The sequence below is a fragment of the Bradyrhizobium sp. HKCCYLRH2047 genome (genome assembly GCF_051168175.1).
Taxonomy (GTDB): domain Bacteria; phylum Pseudomonadota; class Alphaproteobacteria; order Rhizobiales; family Xanthobacteraceae; genus Bradyrhizobium.
Genome location: NZ_JBNPUM010000003.1, coordinates 643258 through 664835, shown reverse-complemented (window position 1 = coordinate 664835; position 21578 = coordinate 643258). Strand labels below are relative to the sequence as shown.

17 protein-coding genes are annotated in these 21578 nt (G+C 66.4%); 11 read left to right on the top strand and 6 right to left on the bottom strand.

All coding sequences use genetic code 11. The annotated features are described in order from the left end of the window. The first annotated feature begins 318 nt into the window (after window positions 1-318). Window positions 319-831: an isoprenylcysteine carboxyl methyltransferase family protein gene (locus ACQR1D_RS10325; protein WP_316238668.1), complete on the top strand. Its 513-nt coding sequence runs from the start codon at window positions 319-321 to the stop codon at window positions 829-831. Between the two features lie 114 nt (window positions 832-945). Beyond that, window positions 946-1287: an antibiotic biosynthesis monooxygenase gene (locus ACQR1D_RS10320; RefSeq protein ID WP_316182739.1), complete on the top strand. Its 342-nt coding sequence runs from the start codon at window positions 946-948 to the stop codon at window positions 1285-1287. A 57-nt stretch (window positions 1288-1344) separates the two neighbouring features. On the opposite strand, the gene ACQR1D_RS10315 is transcribed toward ACQR1D_RS10320, so the two are convergent. Next, entirely contained in the window at window positions 1345-2238 is an 894-nt protein-coding gene (locus ACQR1D_RS10315; protein ID WP_315805080.1) for a LysR family transcriptional regulator, read from the bottom strand. A 262-nt stretch (window positions 2239-2500) separates the two neighbouring features. Between ACQR1D_RS10315 and ACQR1D_RS10310 the strand changes: the two genes are divergently transcribed. The 5 genes from ACQR1D_RS10310 to ACQR1D_RS10290 are packed head-to-tail and all read left to right on the top strand — an operon-like array spanning window position 2501 to window position 8517. Further along, a complete protein-coding gene (locus tag ACQR1D_RS10310; protein WP_316182799.1) occupies window positions 2501-2977 on the top strand; it encodes a formate dehydrogenase subunit gamma in 477 nt (158 codons plus the stop codon). Continuing rightward, on the top strand, window positions 2974-4530 hold the full coding sequence (locus tag ACQR1D_RS10305) for a formate dehydrogenase beta subunit (RefSeq protein ID WP_315805079.1): 1557 nt from the start codon (window positions 2974-2976) through the stop codon (window positions 4528-4530). The genes ACQR1D_RS10310 and ACQR1D_RS10305 overlap by 4 nt, the downstream gene beginning before the upstream one ends. Window positions 4531-4555: 25 nt before the next feature. Then, window positions 4556-7435 carry a formate dehydrogenase subunit alpha gene (fdhF, locus tag ACQR1D_RS10300; RefSeq protein ID WP_434893808.1) on the top strand — a complete coding sequence of 960 codons (2880 nt, stop codon included), beginning with the start codon at window positions 4556-4558 and terminating at the stop codon, window positions 7433-7435. A 1-nt stretch (window position 7436) separates the two neighbouring features. Further along, a complete protein-coding gene (gene fdhD / locus ACQR1D_RS10295) occupies window positions 7437-8285 on the top strand; it encodes a formate dehydrogenase accessory sulfurtransferase FdhD (protein ID WP_434837928.1) in 849 nt (282 codons plus the stop codon). Next, window positions 8275-8517: a formate dehydrogenase subunit delta gene (locus tag ACQR1D_RS10290; RefSeq protein ID WP_315777578.1), complete on the top strand. Its 243-nt coding sequence runs from the start codon at window positions 8275-8277 to the stop codon at window positions 8515-8517. Before fdhD ends, ACQR1D_RS10290 begins: the two co-directional genes overlap by 11 nt. A gap of 24 nt (window positions 8518-8541) precedes the next feature. Here the strand turns inward: ACQR1D_RS10290 and ACQR1D_RS10285 are convergent, their stop codons facing one another. From ACQR1D_RS10285 to ACQR1D_RS10270, 4 genes are all read right to left on the bottom strand, one after another. Further along, a complete protein-coding gene (locus ACQR1D_RS10285; RefSeq protein ID WP_434837927.1) occupies window positions 8542-11499 on the bottom strand; it encodes a bifunctional [glutamine synthetase] adenylyltransferase/[glutamine synthetase]-adenylyl-L-tyrosine phosphorylase in 2958 nt (985 codons plus the stop codon). Then, entirely contained in the window at window positions 11496-12956 is a 1461-nt protein-coding gene (locus ACQR1D_RS10280; RefSeq protein WP_316182734.1) for a sensor histidine kinase, read from the bottom strand. Before ACQR1D_RS10280 ends, ACQR1D_RS10285 begins: the two co-directional genes overlap by 4 nt. Further along, on the bottom strand, window positions 12940-13620 hold the full coding sequence (locus tag ACQR1D_RS10275; RefSeq protein ID WP_315726077.1) for a response regulator transcription factor: 681 nt from the start codon (window positions 13618-13620) through the stop codon (window positions 12940-12942). The genes ACQR1D_RS10280 and ACQR1D_RS10275 overlap by 17 nt, the downstream gene beginning before the upstream one ends. A gap of 285 nt (window positions 13621-13905) precedes the next feature. Further along, entirely contained in the window at window positions 13906-15489 is a 1584-nt protein-coding gene (locus tag ACQR1D_RS10270) for a Do family serine endopeptidase (RefSeq protein ID WP_434837926.1), read from the bottom strand. A gap of 1157 nt (window positions 15490-16646) precedes the next feature. Between ACQR1D_RS10270 and ACQR1D_RS10265 the strand changes: the two genes are divergently transcribed. From ACQR1D_RS10265 to ACQR1D_RS10250, 4 genes are all read left to right on the top strand, one after another. Further along, window positions 16647-17249: a hypothetical protein gene (locus ACQR1D_RS10265; protein ID WP_434837925.1), complete on the top strand. Its 603-nt coding sequence runs from the start codon at window positions 16647-16649 to the stop codon at window positions 17247-17249. 35 nt (window positions 17250-17284) lie between these two features. Then, window positions 17285-17923, top strand: a complete 639-nt coding sequence (locus tag ACQR1D_RS10260) for a hypothetical protein (protein ID WP_434837924.1) — start codon at window positions 17285-17287, stop codon at window positions 17921-17923. Window positions 17924-17993: 70 nt separating this feature from the next. Continuing rightward, the gene (locus ACQR1D_RS10255) at window positions 17994-18182 is read left to right on the top strand and encodes a hypothetical protein (RefSeq protein ID WP_434837923.1); all 189 of its coding nucleotides are present in this window, start codon (window positions 17994-17996) and stop codon (window positions 18180-18182) included. A gap of 10 nt (window positions 18183-18192) precedes the next feature. After that, window positions 18193-18882 (top strand): hypothetical protein, encoded by a 690-nt coding sequence (locus ACQR1D_RS10250; RefSeq protein WP_434837922.1) that lies wholly within the window; start codon window positions 18193-18195, stop codon window positions 18880-18882. A 562-nt stretch (window positions 18883-19444) separates the two neighbouring features. Here the strand turns inward: ACQR1D_RS10250 and ACQR1D_RS10245 are convergent. After that, entirely contained in the window at window positions 19445-21448 is a 2004-nt protein-coding gene (locus ACQR1D_RS10245; RefSeq protein ID WP_434893809.1) for a methyl-accepting chemotaxis protein, read from the bottom strand. Between the last annotated feature and the right edge of the window lie 130 nt (window positions 21449-21578).

The window sequence follows — 21578 nt, the reverse complement described above, 5'->3', positions numbered from 1 at the left end:
CAATTTTGAGGTGTCAACCATGTCTCCGAACACCTGTCAGCCATGTCCCCGGGCTGAACACTGCGCTCGCAATGACGAGTGGAGAGAGGCGTATGCTGTCACGACTGATGATGCGTGCCCAGGCACGGACGCGGCGGATGATGCCCAGGAATGCGATCGGCTTGCCCTTCAGAAGGGCAGCGCGGGCTCCATGACGCAGGGGGATGACGGCATCACGACATCGCTTCGTGCTTGGTAAGCAACATTGGCGGAACATGGTATTGACGCACCTACGCATGGGCAACTAAGGCAATCGCTCCGAAAACTGGAGTACCGCGTGTGATCATCGCCTTTATCGTTGCCGCCTTCGCCTATCGCTTTGCCATGCTCGGCATCTCGATCCGCAACGAGAAGCGGCTGCGCGCCGAAGGCGCCGTCGAATACGGCGCATCCGTGTCGCGTTGGCTCGCGATCGCACATGTCGCCTTCTATCTCGCCGCGACGGCCGAGGGCCTCGTCCGGGATGCACCGCTCGACGCCGTCAGCATCATCGGATTCGTGATCTATCTGTTCGGCGCGGTGATGCTGCTCGTGGTGTCGCAGTTGCTCGGCCGCCTCTGGACCGTCAAGCTGATGCTCGCGCGCGACCACGCGCTGGTGACCCATCCGCTGTTCCGGATCGTGCGCCACCCGAACTACTTCCTCAACATCCTGCCTGAGCTGATCGGCTACGCGCTGACGCTGCACGCCTATGTCACGCTCGTGGCCGGCCTGATCATCTATGCCGTGCCGCTGACCTTGCGGATCCGGCAGGAGGAGAAGATCATGCGGGAGCAATTTGCGGCCTACTGAGCGGAGGCAGCCGCTCCGCGAGTTCGCAGCGCGGACCGCAACTTTCACCAAGTCCGGCGCCCGACGCCCGTGCAAGGGTTCGGTGACCATCATCGGACCCAAGGGAGCATCGCGATGCTGAAGCGGATTTGGCACGGCTGGACCAGGGCGGTGGATGCCGATGCCTATGAGGAGCTGCTGCGGTTGACGATCTTTCCAGCCATCGTCGATCGGGCAATCGAAGGATTTCTAGGCATCGAGCTGCTGCGCAGACCGCTGGAGGCCGAGGTCGAATTCGTGACGATCATGACCTTCGCCGATCAGGCGGCGGTGGTTCGCTTTGCGGGTCCAGCCCATGACGCGGCGGTGGTTCCGCCCGCGGCGCGGAAGCTGCTCAGCCGCTACGACGGCCATGCCGCGCATTACGAGCTCCGGGCCACGCGCCACGCGCAAGGCCGGAGCTCCGCGACCGCATGAGAGCCCGAAGTCCGCCGATGACGCCGGCGAGGTCGGGTGACGGTGCCGACATGCGCCTCACGCCTGCAGGCTGGGCGCGACCTCGCGCGCCACCTGCACCAGGGCCGCGATCAGCGGCGTCATCGGGTCGCGCTGCGGGATGACGAGGCCGATCTGGTAGTTGATCACGGGATCGACGATCGGGATCGAGCGCACCTTGTCGGCGAGGCCGAGCGTCTCGGCCAACTTGGCCGGCATCACGCTGGCCCAGCGGCCGGTCTTTACATGGGTGTAGAGCACGAGCAGCGAGTTCGAGGTGAGCGTCGGCGTGACGTCGTTGCCGGCGGCGCGCAGCGCGCGGTCGATGATGCGGCGGTTCTGCATGTCGGGCGTCAAGAGGCACAGCGGCACCTGCCCGACATCCTTCCAGGTCACCTGCTCGCGATCGCCGAACATGGCGTCGGGCGCCGTCAGCAGGCGGTAGCTCTCGTTGTAGAGCGGGATGGTTCTGACACGGCCGATCGGCTCGTTCTCGATGTAGGTCAGTCCGGCGTCGACCTCGAGGTTCTCCAGCAGTCCCAGCACGTCGGCCGAGGTGCACGACATGATGCGGAACCGGACCTCCGGATGCTTGGCGCGGAACGGCGTCGTCAGCGACGCAACCATGCCGAGCACGGTCGGCACCGCCGCGATGCGGATCTCGCCGGACAGCTTGTCCCTGAGGCCATTGATCTCCTGGCGCATCGCCCGGAAGTCGCCGACGATCCGGCGCGCCCAATCCAGTGTTCGCTCGCCTTCGGGCGTGAACCCCTGGAACCGCGAGCCCCGCTGCACCAGCATCACCCCGAGGATCTCCTCGAGCTGCTTGATGCTGGTCGACATGGTCGGCTGGGTAACGCCGCACGCCTCCGCCGCCCGGCCGAAATGACGCTCCTTGGCCAGCGCCAGCAGCAGTTCGAGCTTGTCGATCAAGAGGTCGGCCTTCCAGCGGTTGAACGGCCCGGTTCCACGCGTTTTCGGCGGCTGCCGGCCAGGGTGAAACCTATCACGACGAGGGTGTCGCCGACACGGTAAAACGCGGCCGCAAGCCGGTCGCGCGAAGGCCCGTTTTTCGTCAACTTCTAGCTATCTCTCGATTGCGTTTCGCTATCGCAGCACGGGACTGCTTTATTGATATCTTGAGCAATTCCAATTTGGATGTGCGAAACGCTTGCAACGCAGAATCGGGATCAGGATGACGCCGGTGTACGAAAGTTGGGACGCGGCGCGCGGCGCCGAGATCATCGCCGAACATAGCAAGATGGAGGGAGCAACCTTGCCCATCCTCCATGCGTTGCAGGAGACGTTCGGCCACGTGCCGGAGGATGCCATTCCGATGATCGCATCCGCTTTGAACCTCTCGCGCGCCGAGGTTTACGGCGTGTTCACGTTCTACCATGATTTCCGGGCCAAGAAGGCCGGTCGTCACGTGCTCAAGCTGTGCCGCGCCGAGGCCTGCCAGGCCGCTGGCGGCGACGCCCTCGCGGCCCGCGCCGAAGCCAAGCTCGGCATTGCCATGGGCAACACGACGGCCGATGAGCGCGTCACGCTCGAGCCGATCTACTGCCTCGGCCTGTGCGCCACCGCGCCATCGGCGATGCTCGACGGCCGGCTGGTCGGCCGGCTCGACGAAGCCCGGATCGATGCCCTCGTCTCGGAGGCCCAGCGATGAGCGTGCGTCTTTTTGTCCCGTGTGATGCCGGCGCACTCGCCGTCGGCGCCGATGAGGTCGCCCACGCGCTGCACAAGGCGGCGCTGGAGCGGAAGGTCGATATCGAGATCGTGCGCAACGGCTCGCGTGGGTTGTACTGGCTGGAGCCGCTGGTCGAATTGGAGACGGCGCAGGGCCGGTTCGGCTTCGGACCGGTGACAGCAGACGACGTTCCGTCCCTGCTCGACGCTGTTATCGCCGACAAGTCGCACAAGCTCTCGCTCGGCCTGACCGAGGAGATCCCGTGGCTGAAGCGGCAGACCCGCCTCACCTTCGCCCGCTGCGGCATCATCGATCCGCTGTCGCTCGACGACTACCGCGCCCATGGCGGCTACAAGGGCCTGACGCGCGCCCTGTCGCTGACGCCTGACGCCGTGATTGCCGAGGTCACCACCTCCGGCCTGCGCGGCCGCGGCGGCGCCGGCTTTCCGACCGGCATCAAGTGGAAGACGGTGTCGCAGACGGCAGCCGACCGCAAATACGTCATCTGCAACGCCGACGAAGGCGACAGCGGCACCTTCGCCGACCGCATGCTGATGGAAGGCGACCCCTTCGTCCTGATCGAAGGCATGACGATCTGCGGCATCGCGGTGGGCGCCACCAAGGGCTACATCTACACGCGTTCGGAATATCCGCACGCGATTGCGACCATGGCCAAGGCGATCGACATCGCCAGGAAGGCGGGCCTGCTCGGCGACAAGATCGCGGGCTCGAACTATACGTTCGAGCTGGAGGTCCGCACCGGCGCCGGCGCCTATGTCTGCGGCGAAGAGACCGCGCTGATGGAGAGCCTCGAGGGCAAGCGCGGCATCGTGCGCGCCAAGCCGCCGCTGCCCGCCCATCATGGTTTGTTCGGCAAGCCGACCGTGGTCAACAACCTGCTGTCGTTCGCCGCGATCCCGTTCATCCTCGACGAGGGCGCCAAGGCCTATGCCGATTTCGGCATGGGACGCTCGCGCGGCACGATGCCGATCCAGATCGCCGGCAACGTCAAGTTCGGCGGCCTGTTCGAGACCGCGTTCGGCATCACGCTGGGCGAACTGGTCGACGACATCGGCGGCGGCACCTTCACCGGCCGTCCCGTTCGTGCGGTGCAGGTCGGCGGTCCGCTCGGCGCCTACTTCCCACGCGCCCTGTTCGACACGCCGTTCGACTACGAGGCGTTCACCGCCAAGGACGGCCTGATCGGCCATGGCGGCATCGTCGTGTTCGACGACACCGTCGACATGTCGAAGCAGGCGCGCTTCGCGATGGAGTTCTGCGCCATCGAATCCTGCGGCAAGTGCACGCCCTGCCGCATCGGCTCGACGCGCGGCGCCGAGACCATCGACAAGATCCGCCGCGGCGAGCGCGTCGCCGAGAACATCGCCCTGGTCGAGGACCTCTGCGGCACTATGAAGCTCGGATCGCTCTGTGCACTCGGCGGCTTCACGCCCTACCCTGTGCTCTCGGCGCTGAAGCACTTCCGCGAAGATTTCGGCCCCCAGCAGCCGCGCCTGCAGGCTGCGGAATAAGATATCGGGAACAAGGACACCGACCATGTCGCTCATCCACGAAACCGATTACGGCACGCCGCTCTCCAAGTCCGAAAAGACGGTCACGCTCACCATCGACGGCCAGAGCATCACCGTTCCCGAGGGCACCTCGATCATGCGCGCGGCCATGGAGGCCGGCACGCAGATCCCGAAGCTGTGCGCGACCGACATGGTCGACGCATTCGGCTCGTGCCGCCTCTGCCTCGTCGAGGTCGAGGGCCGCGCCGGCACGCCGGCCTCGTGCACCACGCCGGTGGCCGCGGGCCTCGTCGTGCACACCCAGACCGAGCGGCTGAAGAAGCTGCGCAAGGGCGTGATGGAGCTTTACATCTCCGACCATCCGCTCGACTGTCTGACCTGCGCCGCCAATGGCGATTGTGAGCTGCAGGACATGGCCGGCGCGGTCGGCCTGCGTGACGTGCGCTACGGCAACCAGGGTGAGAACCACGTGTTCGCCGACGCCTGCGGCGAGGCCAATCCGGCCTGGCTGCCGAAGGACGAGTCCAACCCCTATTTCACCTACGATCCCTCCAAGTGCATCGTCTGCTCGCGCTGCGTCCGCGCCTGCGAGGAGGTCCAGGGCACGTTCGCGCTGACCATCTCCGGCCGCGGCTTCGACAGCCGGGTCTCGCCGGGCATGAGCGAGAGCTTCCTCGGCTCGGAATGCGTCTCCTGCGGCGCCTGCGTGCAGGCCTGCCCGACCGCGACCCTGACCGAGAAGAGCGTGATCGAGATCGGCCAGCCCGAGCACTCGGCCGTCACCACCTGCGCCTATTGCGGCGTCGGCTGCACCTTCAAGGCCGAGATGCGCGGGGAGGAAGTGGTGCGCATGATGCCGTACAAGGACGGCAAGGCCAATCGCGGCCATTCCTGCGTCAAGGGCCGCTTCGCCTGGGGCTATGCGACCCACAAGGAGCGCATCCTCAAGCCGATGATCCGCGAGAGCATCGACCAGCCCTGGCGCGAGGTCTCCTATGACGAGGCGTTCAAATTCGCCGCCGACAAGATGCGTGGCATCCAGGCGAAGTATGGCCGCGACTCGATCGGCGGCATCACCTCGTCACGCTGCACCAACGAAGAGACCTATCTGGTGCAGAAGCTGATCCGCGCCGGCTTCGGCAACAACAACGTCGACACCTGCGCCCGCGTCTGCCATTCGCCGACCGGCTACGGCCTTGCCACCACCTTCGGCACCTCAGCCGGCACGCAGGACTTCGACTCGGTCGAGGACAGCGACGTCATCATGGTGATCGGCGCCAACCCGACCGACGCGCATCCGGTATTCGGCTCGCGCATGAAGAAGCGGCTGCGCCAGGGCGCCAAGCTGATCGTTGTCGATCCGCGCAAGATCGATCTCGTGAAGTCGGCGCATGTCGCGGCCGACTACCATCTGCCGCTGCTGCCCGGCACCAATGTCGCGATCCTGACCGCGATGGCGCATGTGATCGTGACCGAGGGCCTGGTCAACGAGACCTTCGTGCGCGAGCGCTGCGACTGGAGCGAATTCCAGGATTGGGCCGAGTTCGTCGCGCTGGAGAAGAACAGCCCCGAAGCGGTCGCAAAGATCTCCGGCGTCGATGCGGAAGCGATCCGCGGCGCCGCCCGGCTCTACGCCACCGGCGGCAACGGCGCGATCTATTACGGCCTGGGCGTCACCGAGCACAGCCAGGGCTCGACCACGGTGATCGCGATCGCCAACCTCGCAATGGCGACCGGCAATATCGGCCGCCGCGGCGTCGGCGTGAACCCGCTGCGCGGCCAGAACAACGTGCAGGGCTCCTGCGACATGGGCTCGTTCCCGCACGAGCTGCCGGGCTACCGGCATATTGCGGGCGACGCGGTGCGCGAGCAGTTCGAGGCGATGTGGAACGTCAAGCTCAACCCCGAGCCGGGCCTGCGCATCCCCAACATGTTCGACTCGGCGATCGAAGGCACCTTCATGGGCCTCTACGTGCAGGGCGAGGACATCCTGCAGTCCGATCCGAACACCACGCATGTGGTGCAGGCGCTGTCGTCGATGGAATGCGTCATCGTGCAGGACCTGTTCCTGAACGAGACCGCCAACTACGCCCACGTGTTCCTGCCCGGCTCGACCTTCCTGGAGAAGGACGGCACCTTCACCAATGCCGAGCGCCGCATCCAGCGCGTGCGCAAGGTGATGACGCCGCGCAATGGCATGGCCGACTGGGAGGTCACGATCGGCCTCGCCAAGGCCATGGGCTTCGAGATGACGTACAACCACCCGTCCGAGATCATGGACGAGATCGCAGCGCTGACACCGACCTTCACCGGCGTCTCCTACCAGAAGCTCGAGGAGATGGGCTCGGTGCAGTGGCCCTGCAACGAGAAGTATCCCGAGGGCTCGCCGATCATGCATGTCGACGGCTTCGTCCGCGGCAAGGGCAAGTTCGTGGTCACCGAATATGTCGCGACCGACGAGCGCACCGGCCCGCGCTTCCCGCTGCTACTCACCACGGGGCGTATCCTGTCGCAGTACAATGTCGGCGCCCAGACGCGGCGCACCGACAACGTGGTGTGGCATGGCGAGGACGTGCTGGAGATCCATCCGCATGACGCCGAGCAGCGCGGCATCCGCGACGGCGACTGGGTGCGGCTGACGAGCCGCGCCGGCGAGACCACCTTGCATGCGCTGATCTCGGAGCGCGTGGCGCCGGGCGTGGTCTACACCACGTTCCACCATCCGCTGACCCAGGCCAACGTCATCACCACCGATTACTCGGACTGGGCGACCAATTGTCCGGAGTACAAGGTCACGGCGGTGCAGGTGTCGCAGTCCAACGGTCCGTCGGACTGGCAAAAGGCTTATGACGAGCAGGCCCGCAACTCGCGCCGCATCGCCCCGGTCGTGGAGGCGGCGGAGTAGCATGACCGATGCAGTGCGCATCGCGGATCGTCTGGTCTGGCGCGACGGAGCCCTCACCGAGGGCCACCGCCGCGTGCCGGAGGAGACTGCGGTCGCGCTGACCTACAATGGCGGCACCCAGGCCGTCATGATGGCGACGCCGCAGGACCTCCGCGACTTCGCCATCGGCTTCAGCCTGAACGAAGGTCTTGTCACGAGCCGCGACGACATCATCTCGCTGGACGTCGTCGAGCTGGATGACGGCATCGAGCTCAGGATGTGGCTGCCCGACGCTCTCGCCGAACGCCTGGCCGAGCGCCGCCGCAACATCGCCGGCCCCACCGGCTGCGGCCTGTGCGGCATCGATTCCATCAGCGAAGCGGTCCGGCCGGCAGCGCATGTCCCCGACGGCCGGCGTTTCACGCCGCGCGACGTCATGGCGGCCCTGGCGGCGATCGAGCCGCTGCAGAAGCTCAACCACGAGACCCGCGCGGTGCACGCCGCCGCCTTCTGGACGCCGGCGCGCGGCATCGTCGCGCTCCGCGAGGATGTCGGCCGCCACAACGCCCTCGACAAGCTCGCCGGCCACCTCGCGCAAGCGCGCTGTGCGGCGAGCGAGGGCCTCGTGATCCTGACGAGCCGCGTCTCGGTCGAGCTGGTGCAGAAGGCGGCTGCCATGGGCGCCCCCATCATGATCGCGGTGTCAGCGCCGACCGCGCTCGCCATTCGCATGGCGGACGCCGCGGGCATCACGCTCATTGCCGTGGCCCGCAACGACGGCTTCGAAATCTTCACCCATCCCGACCGGATCGTCGCGGGCGCCGAGACCGGCGCGCGACCAACAGAGACGGACAACACCCATGTCGCATAACCCCTCCGAGCGCCTCGTCTACATGGCCAACCAGATCGGCAAGTTCTTCCAGAGCCAGGGGCAGGAGAAAGAGGTCGCCGGCGTCGCCGAGCACATCAAGAAGTTCTGGGACCCGCGCATGCTCAAGACGATCTATGCGCACCACGATGCCGGCGGCGCCGGCCTCGACCCGGCGGTGAAGGAAGCGATCGGCCGGCTGAAGCAGGCGGCGGTCGCCAAGGAAAAGGCATAGGCGGCCGTCCGACCGCGCTCCCGGTCATCCCTCCACGAGGGCGGTGAACACGCGCCGCACCTCGGTCTGCGTCTCGCGCAGCCGCGCCTCGAGCGCCGAGAAATCCGGCGCGTCGCCTGCGCGGGCCATCACCCGCAGCAGGTCCTCGCCGGCCTGATCCGGCCTGAACTTGTCGCTGACGCACAGCCGCACGATCTGCGTCAGATCGTGATACAGCCGCGCGGCCTGGCGCAGGATCACGGCTTCGGCCCGCGGCAAAACGCCGAGCCGCTCGGCATTGTCGAGCACCGCGAGCGTGCTGACGTCGAGGATCTCCGGCGTCGTCGCCGCATGCACGAGCTGCAGATATTGCGCGACGAAGTCGATGTCGACCATGCCGCCGGCGGCATGCTTGAGGTCCCACAGATCCGCCTCGCCCTTCTCGGCCGCGATCGCGCGGCGCATGTCGGCGACATCGCGCGCGATCGCGCTCCTGTCGCGCACCCGCCGCAGCGCAGCCTGGATGATTTCCTCGATCCGAACCCGAAACGCCGGCGAAGCCGAGATCACCCGCGCCCGCGTCAGCGCCATGTGCTCCCAGGTCCACGCCTCCTGCTCCTGATAATGCGCAAAGGAGTCGATGTGCGAGGCCAGCGGGCCGGCGCGGCCCGACGGCCGCAGCCGCATGTCGATGTCGTAGAGCACGCCGTAATTGGTGCGCGAGGTGAAGGCTGAGATCAGCCGCTGAGTGAAGCGCGCGAAGTAGTGGGCGCCCTGCAGCGAGCGCTCGCCGTCGGAATCCGGGGCGTCGCCGTCGAAATCATAGAGCAGGATCAGGTCGAGATCGGACGAGGCCGTCATCTCGCGCGCGCCGAGCCGTCCCATCGCGACGATCGCGGTCTCCTGGCCCTTGATGCGGCCGTGCTGGGCGGCGAAGCGCTCGGTCACGAGATCATGCACGGTGTGCACGATGCCCTCGGCGACGTCGGCGAACGCGGTGCCGGCCTGCTGCGCCGACACCGTGCCGGAGAGGATGCGCGTGCCGATCAGGAACAGGCTTTCCTGGCCGAACAGCCGGAGGCGATCGAGAAACTCCTCATAGGTCCCGGCATCCTGCAGCGTCGAGGCCAGCCGCTCGGACAATTCGCGCCGGTCCGGGATGGCGCCGAAGAAGCGCGGATCGATCAGGCCGTCCATCAGCCGCGGCTGCCGCGCCAGCATGTCGCCGAGCCGCGGCGCAGCGCCGAGCACGAGCGCGACGAGCGCAACGAGATCACGGTTCTGCCCGAGCAGGGTGATCAGGCGGCCGCCGAGCTGCAGCGCCTGCAGGAAGCGGTCGAAGGCCACGACGGCGCGATCCGGCTCGTCGGCATGCGCGAGACCATCGATCAGCGCGGGCAGGAAATCGGTGAACGCGGTGCGCGTCGCATCCGCACGGAACACGCGGTACTCGCCCGCCAGCCATTGCTGCAGGGTCTTGGCGACCATCACCGGATCGCGGAAGCCCAATCCGGCAAGATGCTCCATCAGGCGCGGCTCGTCAGGCCCGGCGCCATAGTTCACCGCGGGCAGGCTGACGGTGCCGGTCGGATCGCCCTCGAACAGCCGCGCGTAATGTCCCTGCACGATGTCGAGATGGAACAGCAGATCAGCCGCGAACCGCTCGCGGCTCTCATAGCCGAAGAAGCATGCGAAGCGGCTCACGCCCTCGACATCGTCGGGCAGGCTGTGGATCTGCTCGTCCGCCATCATCTGCAGGCGGTGCTCGACCCGGCGCAGGAACTCATAGGCCGTGGTGAGCTCGTCGCGCGCCTGCTCCGTGATCCAGTTGCTGGCCGTGAGCACGTCGAGCGCCTGGAGCGTCGGGCGCACGCGCAGCTCGGGATGACGGCCGCCGGCGATCAGCTGCTGGGTCTGGGCGAAGAACTCGATCTCGCGGATGCCGCCGCGGCCGACCTTGACGTTGTGGCCTTCGACCGCGATCTCGCTGTGGCCGCGATAGACCTGCATCTGCCGCTTCATGTCGTGGACGTCGGTCAGCGCCTGGAAGTCGAGATGCTTGCGCCACACGAACGGCGACAGCTCGGCCAGCATCGCCTCGCCCGCGACGACGTCGCCGGCACAGACCCGCGCCTTGATCATCGCGGCGCGCTCCCAGGTGCGGCCCTCGCGCTCGTAGTAGTGCAGCGCCGCCTCGGTCGACATCGCCACCTGCGTCGAGGCCGGATCCGGCCGCAGCCGGAGATCGACGCGGAACACGTAGCCGTCCGCGGTGCGGCTCTGCAGCAGCCGCGCCATCGCCTGGGTCACGCGGACGAAGAAGGGCTGCGGCTCGATGTCGCGCGCCAGCGAATTGACCTCGGGATCGAAGAACACGATCAGGTCGATGTCGCTCGAATAGTTGAGCTCGCCCGCCCCCATCTTGCCCATCGCGAGCACGAACAGGCCGCTGCCCCGCTCCGGATCGTCGGCGTCGACGGGCGCGAGCCGGCCGCGCACCGTCTCCAGGCGCAACAGGTACCGCAGCGCCATCTGCACCGAGGACACCGCGACGTCGGTCAGCCCCGCCGTCACCTGCATCACCGGCCAGACGCCGCCGATGTCGCACAGCGCGATCAAGAGCGCCGCCTCGGATTTCAGCCGGCGCAAAAGGCTCATCACCTCGGCTTCGCTGGAAGCGGCAAACACCTCGCGGCCGGTGCGGGCGATCAGCTCGGCGAGATGCGCCTGCGGCTCGCAGCGCAGGAGACGGTCGAGGCGATGGCCGTCGGCGCGGACGAGATCGAACAGATAGGGCGAGCACTCGGCGATCCCGAGCAGGATGGTGCGGGCCCAGCCGCCGGCGAGAAGCGGGCGGAGCGAGGCGGCCAAGGACGGCTCGAGCTCGGCGAGCCACTCGTTGAGACGGAGTTCGGCTTTGTCGGGCGCACGGACATGTGGGCCGGCAACGAAACGTTCGGCCAGCATCTGCCCGTCCGCGTTTCCCGGCGCGGATGAGGTCATGCGGCCTTCTGTGGCACATCCTGCGCCGGCGCCGCAAGCTTGGCGGGCTGGCCGGCGCCGGCCGGCAGCACCAGGGTCGCGACCAGGCCCGGCCTGGCATCGCCGAGCCGGAGCTCGCCGCCATGCAGGGTCGCCACCGCGGCGGCGAGGCTGAGGCCGAGGCCGGACCCCGGCAAGGTGCGGGACGCCTCCAGCCGCACGAAGCGCTCGACGGCGTGCTTGCGCTCGGCCTCGGGAATGCCCTCGCCATGATCGGTGACGCTGAGCAGCACCTGCCCGCCCTCGCGCCGGGCCTCGATCAGGATCTCGCGGCTGTCAGCGGCGGCGGCGGCATCGAGCGGCAACGCGGCCGGCTTGCCGTATTTGATCGCGTTTTCGACGAGATTGGCGAGCGCCTGGCTGATCAGCTCGCGATTGCCATGCACCGGCGCGGCCGCCGCCTTGACCCGCAAGGTCATCTCATTGTCCTCGGCCAGCGGCTCGTACAATTCGTGGATGCCGCCGGCGACCTCGGCCGCGTCGAACTCGACCATGTCGCCACGCGCCTGCCCGGACTCCGCCCGCGCGATCATCAAGAGCGCGTTGAAGGTGCGGATCAGGCCGTCGGATTCCTCGATCGTGCGCTCCAGCGCGGCGCGGTATTCGTCCTCGGAGCGCGACTTCGCCAGCGCCTCCTCGGCGCGGTTGCGCAACCGCGTCAGCGGCGTCTTGAGATCATGGGCGATGTTGTCGGAGACCTCCTTGAGGCCGGTCATCAGCGCCTCGATGCGCTCCAGCATCGCGTTGAGATTTTCCGCCAGGCGATCGAGCTCGTCGCCGCTGCGGCCGACCGGCAGACGGCCGGAGAGATCGCCATCCATGATCCGCCGCGTCGTGCCGGTCATGGCGTCGATCCGGTACAGCACGCGCCGCGCGACGAAGATGCCGCCGCCGATGCCGAGCACCACCACGACCAGCACCGACCATTGCGCCGCCTTGGCGACGATGCCGAACAGGCGGCGGCGCTCCTCGAGATCGCGGCCGATCAAAAGCCGAAAACCGCTGGAGAGCTGGGTGACATAGACCAGCGCGCGGTGGCTGTGCTCGGTGCTGTCGTCGAGCCGCCGGTAGAACGTCTCCGACCAGCCGGACGAGCCCATCACGCCCGGCGCCAGCGAGCCGACATTGCCGGCGATCGCCTGCCCGCTCGGCGTGGTGATGAGATAGAGATTGGCGCCCGGCCGCAGCGCGCGGCTCTCGATCGCGCCGACGATGCCGCGCAGGCCCCAGCGGGCGAAGATGTCGGTCATCTCGCTGATCTCGGAGGTGACCGTGGTCGAGATCTGCTCGGTGATGAGGCGGCGGGTGTTCCAGGCGAAATAACCGAGCAGCGAGGCGGCGAACAGCGCAAACAACAGCAGATAGACCAGCGTCAGCCGGAACGCCGTGGTGCGGATCAGCTTACCGAAGGCCGTCACGGATCATGTACCCCGCGCCGCGGATGGTGTGGAGCAGCGGGCGGTCGAACCCCTTGTCGATCTTGGAGCGCAGCCGCGAGATGTGGACGTCGATCACGTTGGTCTGCGGATCGAAGTGATAGTCCCAGACGTTCTCCAGCAGCATCGTGCGCGTCACCACCTGCCCGGCATGCTTCATCAGGTATTCGAGCAGGCGGAACTCGCGCGGCTGCAACGTCAGCTCGTCCTTGCCGCGGGCCACCCGATGCGACAGCCGGTCGAGCTCGAGGTCGCCGACCTTGTAGGTGGTCTCCTCAGCCGGGCCGCCATGGCGGCGCGACAGCACCTCGACGCGGGCGAGCAGCTCGGCAAAGGCATAGGGCTTCGGCAGATAATCGTCGCCGCCGGCGCGCAGGCCCTTGATGCGGTCGTCGACCTGGCCGAGCGCCGACAGGATCAGCACCGGCGTCCGGTTGCCCTTGTCGCGCAGCGCGCCGATCAGGGACAGGCCGTCGCGCTTGGGCAGCATGCGGTCGACCACCAGCACGTCGTAATCCCCGCTCTCGGCCATGGCGAGCCCCTCCTCGCCGTCGCTGGCGAGGTCTGCGACATGTCCGACCTCGCGGAACGCCTTGACGAGATAGTCGGCGGACTCGCGGTCGTCTTCGATGATCAGGAGGCGCATTGCGGAAACGGGGGCGGCGGTCACGGTTCGATGTCCATCTACATGGACCGGCCGCCGTTTCCGTGCAAGGCGGCATGGGCCCGGGGTTGATCGGCAGCAAAGTGGGCGGTGAGGCTGGGGGACCTCACCGCCCGAGTTCCTTCCGACGGAGGGGGGCATTATCCAACGGAAGGTTTGCGGGAGCGGAACTTGAAGCCCGCCCCCAGGAAGAGCCGCCGGTGCGGGGGCACATGCCGGCGGTCTCCCATCTCGTGAGGGCCTTCTCGTGAGAGCCTTGGCCCTCCCTTAGCCCTTGGCCAGCGGCACCGCGACGAAGCGCGACTGGCCGCCGCTCTTCACACGCATCAGCACGCTGTTCTTGTTGTCGGCCTTGGCGGCGTTGATGGCCTCGCGCACGTCACCGGCCGAGGTCACCGACTTGCCGGCCACTTCGAGGATGACGTCGCCTTCCTTGAAGCCGCGATCGGCAGCGGCGCTCTTCGGATCGACCTCGGTGACGACGACGCCTTCCTTGCCGGCGCCGGCGACGCTCGACGCGGGCGCCACCGTCATGCCGAGCTTCGGCACGTCGGCGCCGCGGGTCGGGCTCGCATTGTCGCCGCCGGTGTCCGCCTTGGCCTCGATGGTGTTCGGCAGCTTGCCGAGCGTCAGGTTGATGGTCTTGTCCTCGCCCTTGTGCAGGACGTTGAGCTTGACCGAGGCGCCCGGCGCGATGCCGCCGATGGTGCGGGCGAGCTCACGCGCGTCCTTCACCGGCTCGCCGTTCACAGCGGTGATGACGTCGCCGGACTGGATGCCCGCCTTCGCCGCCGGGCCGTTGGCCTGCGGCTCGGCGACCAGCGCGCCCTCGGCCTTCTTCATGCCGAGGCTGTCGGCGATGTCCTGCGTCACCGGCTGGATCTGCACGCCGATCCAGCCGCGGCTGACCGAGCCGTTGTCCTTGAGCTGCGCCACCACGCTCTTCACCGTCGAGGCGGGGATCGAGAACGCGATGCCGACGCTGCCGCCGGACGGCGAGTAGATCGCGGTGTTGACGCCGACGACATTGCCGTCGACATCGAACGCCGGACCGCCGGAATTGCCCTTGTTCACGGGCGCGTCGATCTGGATGAAATCGTCATACGGGCCGTTGCCGATGTCGCGGCCGACCGCCGAGACGATGCCGGCCGTCACCGTGCCGCCGAGGCCGAAGGGATTGCCGACCGCCAGCACCCAGTCGCCGATACGCGGCTTGCCGTCGGCAAGCTTGGCGAACGAGAAGTTCGAGCCGCCCTCGACCTTGATCAGCGCCAGATCCGTGCGCGGGTCGGTACCGATCACCTTGGCGCTGTAGGTCTTGCCGTCGTCGGTCGTCACCTCGACCTTGTTGGCGCTGTCGACCACGTGGTTGTTGGTCACGGCATAGCCGTCGGCGGAGATGAAGAAGCCGGAGCCCTGCCCGGTCACGGCGCGACCGCCACCACGGCCGCCGCGGCCCGGCATGCCGGGAATGCCGTTCTCACCGCCGAAGCGGCGGAAGAAGCGCTCCATCGGCGAGCCCGGCTGGAACGGCAGATCCTCGTCGCTGTCGTCCTTGGCGACCTTCTCGGCGATGTTGACCTTGACCGAAATCACCGACGGCTTCACCCGCTCCACGATGTCGGCAAAGCCGATCGGGCGCGCGACCTTGCTGACCTCGTTGGCGACCTGCGCATGCGCCGAGGTCGAGAACAGGTCGAGCGGCGCCCCCTGCGGCGACAGGCCATAGGCGGCGACACCGAGGCCCGCGACCACGGAGGCCATCAGCGCGAACTTGCGCGCCGAGAACAGCCCGCGCCGGGACTGGCGATAGGATGGAAGCGAGGACAGGTCGGTCGGACGATCGGTCATACGGTTTTCTCCGCAAGTGATTTTGGTCAAGGTCTAAACGTGTGTCCCGGGCTGTGCGCCCCGTTCGCCAGTGAAGATGGGACTTGCCGCCTTACGGCGTGCTGGCTGCGGCGTTAAACTTCTGTAATGGATGGACACACAGACTGCGGCGGAATGGCGCGGATGGTGGAGCGCGGACGAAAAGACGTTTACGCCCAATAACTTGCCAACGTCCCGACCGCCCCGTCGCGGCCATCATTTCGGCCGGTCCGACCAAAGTCGTAACCCTCGTAGGGCGGGTTAGCCGCAGGCGTAACCCGCCGCCTTTCCAACAGCCCCCCCGATCCAGCCGCCGCACATCCGCCCGCACTGGAGCCAGCCCCCGGCGGATGACGCTTTCGCTCATCCGCCCTACCCGTCCGGTGCGCTCGCAATGACGCCCGGAGCAACTATCCTGATCCACACGATCAAATAGCTTGTGGAGAAAACGAACCGCGCGTCGTGCCTCCACATCCTCGCGACGCATCCCGCGCCCGAGCTATGCCCTTGAACTCGCACCCTCGCAGCGAGGGCACAGGGAAGGCCGGGCGCTGGCCGCGCCCGTGGCCCGCCTGCGTCAAAAAATGCAGGCGGCAGGTACCACAGGTCTGGCCGAACACGCCCGGCCCTCCCTGTGCGATGGTGTTAACGCTTATACGTGATCTCCCCGGGGACCGGCTCATTGACCCCGTCGCCGGCGGATCATCCCCGCCGGCTTGGCCTCAGCACCGGGAGGCCAGGACCACACGATTTCCTGTCCGCAGTCCGCCGTTTCGTCGGCGAGGCAAAACCCCGCTGCGGCAGCCCGCGTCCATCGCATTCCATCCCGACGTCCGTGACGATCGCGATACGCCCCCTCGGTGGAACGGAACGGGCGGAGGATACGGGTGATTTGGGGTGGGAGGCAAGAGGATTTTTGATTTTCGGAAGTTTTTGACGGATTTCTGAAAGGCGGGTGATTGGCCGACGGGAGGCCTTCTTCGGAGCTCGATGCTATCTGTCCAATTCCCATGCTACCATATTGATTTTAGACAACCCGCATATCGGAATCGCAGGGATTCCGTTTTGCATGGCTCTGCTAGTACCCTCCGTGTGTGCAGGCTCGTGGTACGATCTGTACAAGGAAGGCCGGGCGGGGCATGCGAAAGTATCAATTGGCGCAAAGCGTCCTCGGTAGGCTGAGCGTTCTCACGTTGGGCCTAGCGGTCATTGCGGGCGTGTGGTGGGCTTGGAGCACTTCACCATGGTATCTCCCGCCGCAGGAATACTACGTCACCGTGTCGCCGGACACATGGGCCCTTAAGCGCAGCGGCAAGCCTTTCGATCTGTCCTCACCGTACCACCGCAGCCTATTAGTTTCGGGGCCTCTCGCGGTTCTATTCGGAGCCAGCCCCCGGATCAACAAGTTGCTAATGGCGCGGGGCGTTGACGTCGGATCGCCGCTCTCTGCAATCGACGCGCGGCTCTATTCGCAGCATTGTGGCTTTATAGACGACAAGGTGCAGACCGAACGCGGGGTATGGAAGGAAGCCGCGCTTTGCAACAGCGGTCACCTCAAGGACGACGTGCTGCAGGCAGCAGTGACAGAGTTTAAGGACAAGGTAGACGCCGAGATTGCGGACTATTGGATCACCATAGTTAGGAACACAGGCAGTAAGTTGGGTCTTAGCGTGGCTTACTCCTTGGGCCTCTTGCTCGCGGTGGCGGGAGGTATGTGGGTTGTCAAAGGGAGGCTAGTTTAAGGTGATCGGCCATTTCAAGCGCTGAGGGGAAGGGGATGCTAGAATTTCTGAAGTCTGATGTCGGGAAAGTCGCGCTGGGCGGAGCTATAGCGGTGATCGGTCAACTCGCGGCCACCTTGATGGCTTGGCTCAAGGAGGCGCGCTTTGCCGCGTCTAAGAGGCGGAAGGATGCCGAATACCTGGCAATGCGTCTGGTGCTCGTCTTCGATGCCCTCGTGAATGCTTGCTACAATGCCGTTCACGATCCGCTCGATGTAATCGAGGGCGTCACTGAGAACACCCTGCCCGACCCGACGCTCACTTTCCCCATGGACGGCGACTACAAGTCCCTTCCTCGTGGCCTGATGTACGAAGTGCTCTCAATGCCGAACAGGCTCGACAGCATCAAAGAGGGTTTGGCTGCCACCGCCGATTTCTCGGACCCACCATATTACGCCGAATACTACGCGTATCGCCGGGAGCACTGGTCGAAGCTGGGGCTAAAGGCTCTCGAATTGATCGACGCTCTTTGCCGCCAATACAACATTCCGCCACCGGAGAGGCCTGAGCACTATACTCCAAGAGAATCGTTCTTCGATGTGTTGAAAAAGGTCGAAAACGAGCAGCGGGAACGGCGAGACCGCAACGCTGCGATGTTCGCAGGTTTTCTCGATGCTCAGCCCGACCGGCCGTGATATACAACGTCAACTGGTGTGGGGCGCAAGCGAATCATATAGCCTGCTGCGACTAGCAGAGGAGACCGTGATGGGCACCAAAGTCATCGGTGCGGGAATTGGAGCTCAGTACATCGGTGGTGACCCGGATCACTACGAGTGGCGGGTGAGTTACGAGCGCGATGGCGGTACCCATTTCCATACCGTGAGCAGCCGTGAGGCTCAGTCCTCTTGGGATGCGATAGAAGTGGCTAAGCGCGAGCTGGGGCAGCGCGACTGAGGCCCGCTCAATGAGTGCGGAAGATATTCTGAAACTCCCCTGGGACTTGCAGGTCCCTCTCGCGAGCGGATATGCAGCCTACGTTTTGGCCTATACGGGATTGCGGGACCGCCAAAAGGCTGTTGATGTTGCCTTCATTTCGTTGGTCTTCAGTCTAGTTGCGACCGGAGTCCTTACGCTGGCCGCCAAGAGAGGCTTTGAGCCTGTACAGGCAAGCGGGCTAGCCTTCGCTGTGACGGTCGTCTCAGGGGCTCTCTGGAGGAAGCTAGGAAGGCCTTTTGTAGGATGGTCGCTCAGGGCAGCCAACATCACTTGGGCGAATGATGATCCGTCTGCGCTCGCTACCCTCAGCGAGAACACGAAGTGTTATGTGACGCAGGTGGCCGTGCAGTTGGATGACGGTTCTTGGTTGAGTTGTCAGAGCGCGGTTGACTTTACCCGCGCACCCTTTGGCCCCTTTCAGCTTGGGCCGAACGGAGATATCGCCCTCTATGTGACCGACATCACCGAAGCGGACGGGACCAACAAGACCCAGCCAACGCTTCGTGATCCAGCCTACGGTGACCGAATAACCTACGTGCCCGCTCCGCGCATCAAACGCATTACGGTGCGCTATCTACGCAAGCCTAATCGTTCTTGGCCGGTGGGGGTTTTTGACCGGTTTCGGTCGGGGCCAAAGGGGCCTTCGGCTGCACCGTAGCGCCAGGTTTCGGATTGGAGGTTCTGGTGACCGGGGCTGCAGCTTTTGGGTGAGCACTATCACCGACAACGCGCATGCCCTTAAACGGATCATTGGCCATTCCGGCTTCACTCCATGTTGCGGGGCGGCTCCCCGCCATCCAGGGCAGTGTACACCGAGTCGGCTTCAGGACGTCATACGGCCCATTTCTGCCGATGCTTAAGCTGGGCAGTGCCCCTATCACCCGGCCCTGATCGAGTGTTGTGCGGTGGTAGCATTTCGTGGTAGCGGTATGGCTGCGGTGAAGCTGATTTGCCTTTGTTTTTCAATGCTCCGAGGTTCTGCCCGCACCTTCCCCTAGGGAGCGCCAATAAACTTCGGCTTCGCGGATAGGCGGATTGCGCTGCTCTCATCCACTTTACGGGCCTAGCAGTTAGTTACTCCGTCATGCCCGGGCTTGTCCCGGGCATCCACGTCGTTCTCAGCGCGTTGTACGACGTGGATGGCCGGGACAGGCCCGGCCATGACGATGTGGAGACGGATGAGCGCACCACTTCGATCGTCGAAATGCGAGAGCCCTGCCTCACGCCGCCTGCAGCGATCCCAAAAACCGACTCACCTCGCGCTTCAGCCGTCCGCTCTCCGCCGATAGCGACCTCGCCGCCGCCAGCACCTGCGACGACGCCGACCCCGTCTCCGACGCCCCCCGCTGCACGTCGTCGATGTTGCGGGAGACGCGCTGGGTGCCGTTGGCGGCGTGCTGGACGTTGCGGGAGATCTCCTGCGTCGCGGCGCCCTGCTCTTCCACAGCGGCGGAGACAGCCGCGGAAATTTCCGACAGGCGGCCGATGGTGCTGCCGATCTCCTTGATCGAGCCGACCGACTCCTCGGTGGCGGCCTGGATGCCGGAGACCTGCTGGGCGATCTCGCCGGTGGCCTTCGCGGTCTGCTCGGCCAGCGCCTTGACCTCGGCGGCGACCACCGCGAAGCCGCGGCCGGCCTCGCCGGCGCGCGCCGCCTCGATGGTGGCGTTGAGCGCCAGAAGGTTGGTCTGGCCGGCGATGCTCGAGATCAGCTCGAGCACGTCGCCAATGCGGGTGGCGGCCTTCGACAGGGTGCCGACGCGCTCATTGGTGCGGTTGGCCTGCGCCACGGCTTCGCTGGCGATGCGCGCGGATTCCTGCACCTGGCGGGAGATCTCGCTGACCGACGACGACAGCTCCTCGGCGGCGGAGGCCACCGTCTGCACGTTGGACGAGGCCTCCTGCGAGGCGGCGGCGACCTCGGTCGACAAATCCTGGCCGCGCGCGGCGGTGCTGGTGAGCGTGCCGGCGGAGGCTTCGAGCTCGCTCGAGGCGTGCGACACCGCATCGACGATCTCGCCGACCGCCTGCTCAAACTGACGGGCGAGCTTCGCCATGTCGGCCTTGCGGTCGTGCTCGCGGCGCGCCTCGGCATCGCTGTGCTCGGCGCGCAGCCGCTCGGTCTCGGCCATGTTGTCCTTGAACACCTGGATCGCCGTCGCCATGGCGCCGATCTCGTCACGGGAGCCGCGGCCGGGGATCTCGACGGCTGCGTCGCCGCTCGCGAGCCGTCCCATCGCCCGCGTCATCGACGCCAGCGGGCCAACGATGCTGCGCGCGATCAGGACCGCGACGAGGCAGCCGAACAGGATGGCGGCGGCGCCGACCAGCATCTGCAGCGAGATCGTGCTGGCGATGGCGCCCTCGGCCGACGTGCGCGAGGCGTGATAGTCGGCATTCACGGCGGTCTCGGCGGCCTTGAGCGTGTCGATGCTCCTGGCGATCAGCGGCTCGATCGCGTTGGCGTAGATGTCCTCGGACTTCAGCGCCGCGGCGGCGGTGGCCTCGAACGCAGTCTTGTTGAGCGCCAGCGAGGCCTTCACCGGAGCGATCGCGGCCAGCACGCCCGCCGGCGGCGACGCGCCCTCCAGCGTGGCGAGCCGCTGCTCGACATTGTCGACGCCGGCGCGGAAGGCGGACGCCGACTTGGCGTCGCGCAGCGCCAGGAAGCGCCAGGTCGCGATGCGGACGAGCTGCAGGCGGGCGTCGATGTCCGCGACCGCGGTCATCACCTCCGGCTCCTTGGAGATGCGTGCCGCGATCGACAGCTTGGCGGCCTTGGCGGCGAGGTCCTCGCCGCCCGGCAGCAGCGCGGCGCGGCCGGACTTCACCTGCTTGACGGCGTCGCTGAGTGCATCGCGCTGGGTCTTCATCTGCGCGATCTCGCTGGTGAGATCGCCGTAGAGCTTGCGCTGCTCCGCCGACAGCCGACCGGCGGTGGCCGCCTGCAGCAGCGCCGTCGCCGCCGCCTCGCGCTCGGCCGCCTCCTTGAGCGCCGGCTCGTTGGCGTCGTGGATGTAGCGCAAATTGGCGCGCTGGATCGCCTGCAAATGGTTGGATATCTGCAGGATGCGCGCGGTCGCGTCCGACAGCGCCGACATGCTCGCGACCTGGTCGCGCACCGCCCACAGATTCCACGTCGCCACCGCCGCCATCACGGCGCCGGCGACGATGAGCGCCGCAAAGCCGGCGTAGAGACGCCCCCTGATCTTCAAGCTCATCATGTCCTCGTCCGCTCCCCCAAGAGCGGCAGGCGGGCGAACCGACGTCGCCACGCGCCTGCCCCGCAGCAGCGGCCGCCTGGCTGGCGACTCACAGCTGTGCTGTATGCACGATGGGCGGTATTTACTAATA

Excerpts from the sequence above, each read along its gene's own strand:
- ACQR1D_RS10290 (WP_315777578.1), top strand. The coding sequence starts at position 8,275 with ATGTCGCATAACCCCTCCGAGCGCCTCGTCTACATGGCCAACCAGATC.
- ACQR1D_RS10250 (WP_434837922.1), top strand. The coding sequence starts at position 18,193 with ATGAGTGCGGAAGATATTCTGAAACTCCCCTGGGACTTGCAGGTCCCT.
- ACQR1D_RS10305 (WP_315805079.1), top strand. The coding sequence starts at position 2,974 with ATGAGCGTGCGTCTTTTTGTCCCGTGTGATGCCGGCGCACTCGCCGTC.
- ACQR1D_RS10245 (WP_434893809.1), bottom strand. The coding sequence starts at position 21,448 with ATGATGAGCTTGAAGATCAGGGGGCGTCTCTACGCCGGCTTTGCGGCG.
- ACQR1D_RS10310 (WP_316182799.1), top strand. The coding sequence starts at position 2,501 with ATGACGCCGGTGTACGAAAGTTGGGACGCGGCGCGCGGCGCCGAGATC.
- ACQR1D_RS10275 (WP_315726077.1), bottom strand. The coding sequence starts at position 13,620 with ATGCGCCTCCTGATCATCGAAGACGACCGCGAGTCCGCCGACTATCTC.
- ACQR1D_RS10320 (WP_316182739.1), top strand. The coding sequence starts at position 946 with ATGCTGAAGCGGATTTGGCACGGCTGGACCAGGGCGGTGGATGCCGAT.
- ACQR1D_RS10265 (WP_434837925.1), top strand. The coding sequence starts at position 16,647 with ATGCGAAAGTATCAATTGGCGCAAAGCGTCCTCGGTAGGCTGAGCGTT.
- ACQR1D_RS10285 (WP_434837927.1), bottom strand. The coding sequence starts at position 11,499 with ATGACCTCATCCGCGCCGGGAAACGCGGACGGGCAGATGCTGGCCGAA.
- ACQR1D_RS10255 (WP_434837923.1), top strand. The coding sequence starts at position 17,994 with ATGGGCACCAAAGTCATCGGTGCGGGAATTGGAGCTCAGTACATCGGT.
- fdhF (WP_434893808.1), top strand. The coding sequence starts at position 4,556 with ATGTCGCTCATCCACGAAACCGATTACGGCACGCCGCTCTCCAAGTCC.
- ACQR1D_RS10260 (WP_434837924.1), top strand. The coding sequence starts at position 17,285 with ATGCTAGAATTTCTGAAGTCTGATGTCGGGAAAGTCGCGCTGGGCGGA.
- fdhD (WP_434837928.1), top strand. The coding sequence starts at position 7,437 with ATGACCGATGCAGTGCGCATCGCGGATCGTCTGGTCTGGCGCGACGGA.
- ACQR1D_RS10270 (WP_434837926.1), bottom strand. The coding sequence starts at position 15,489 with ATGACCGATCGTCCGACCGACCTGTCCTCGCTTCCATCCTATCGCCAG.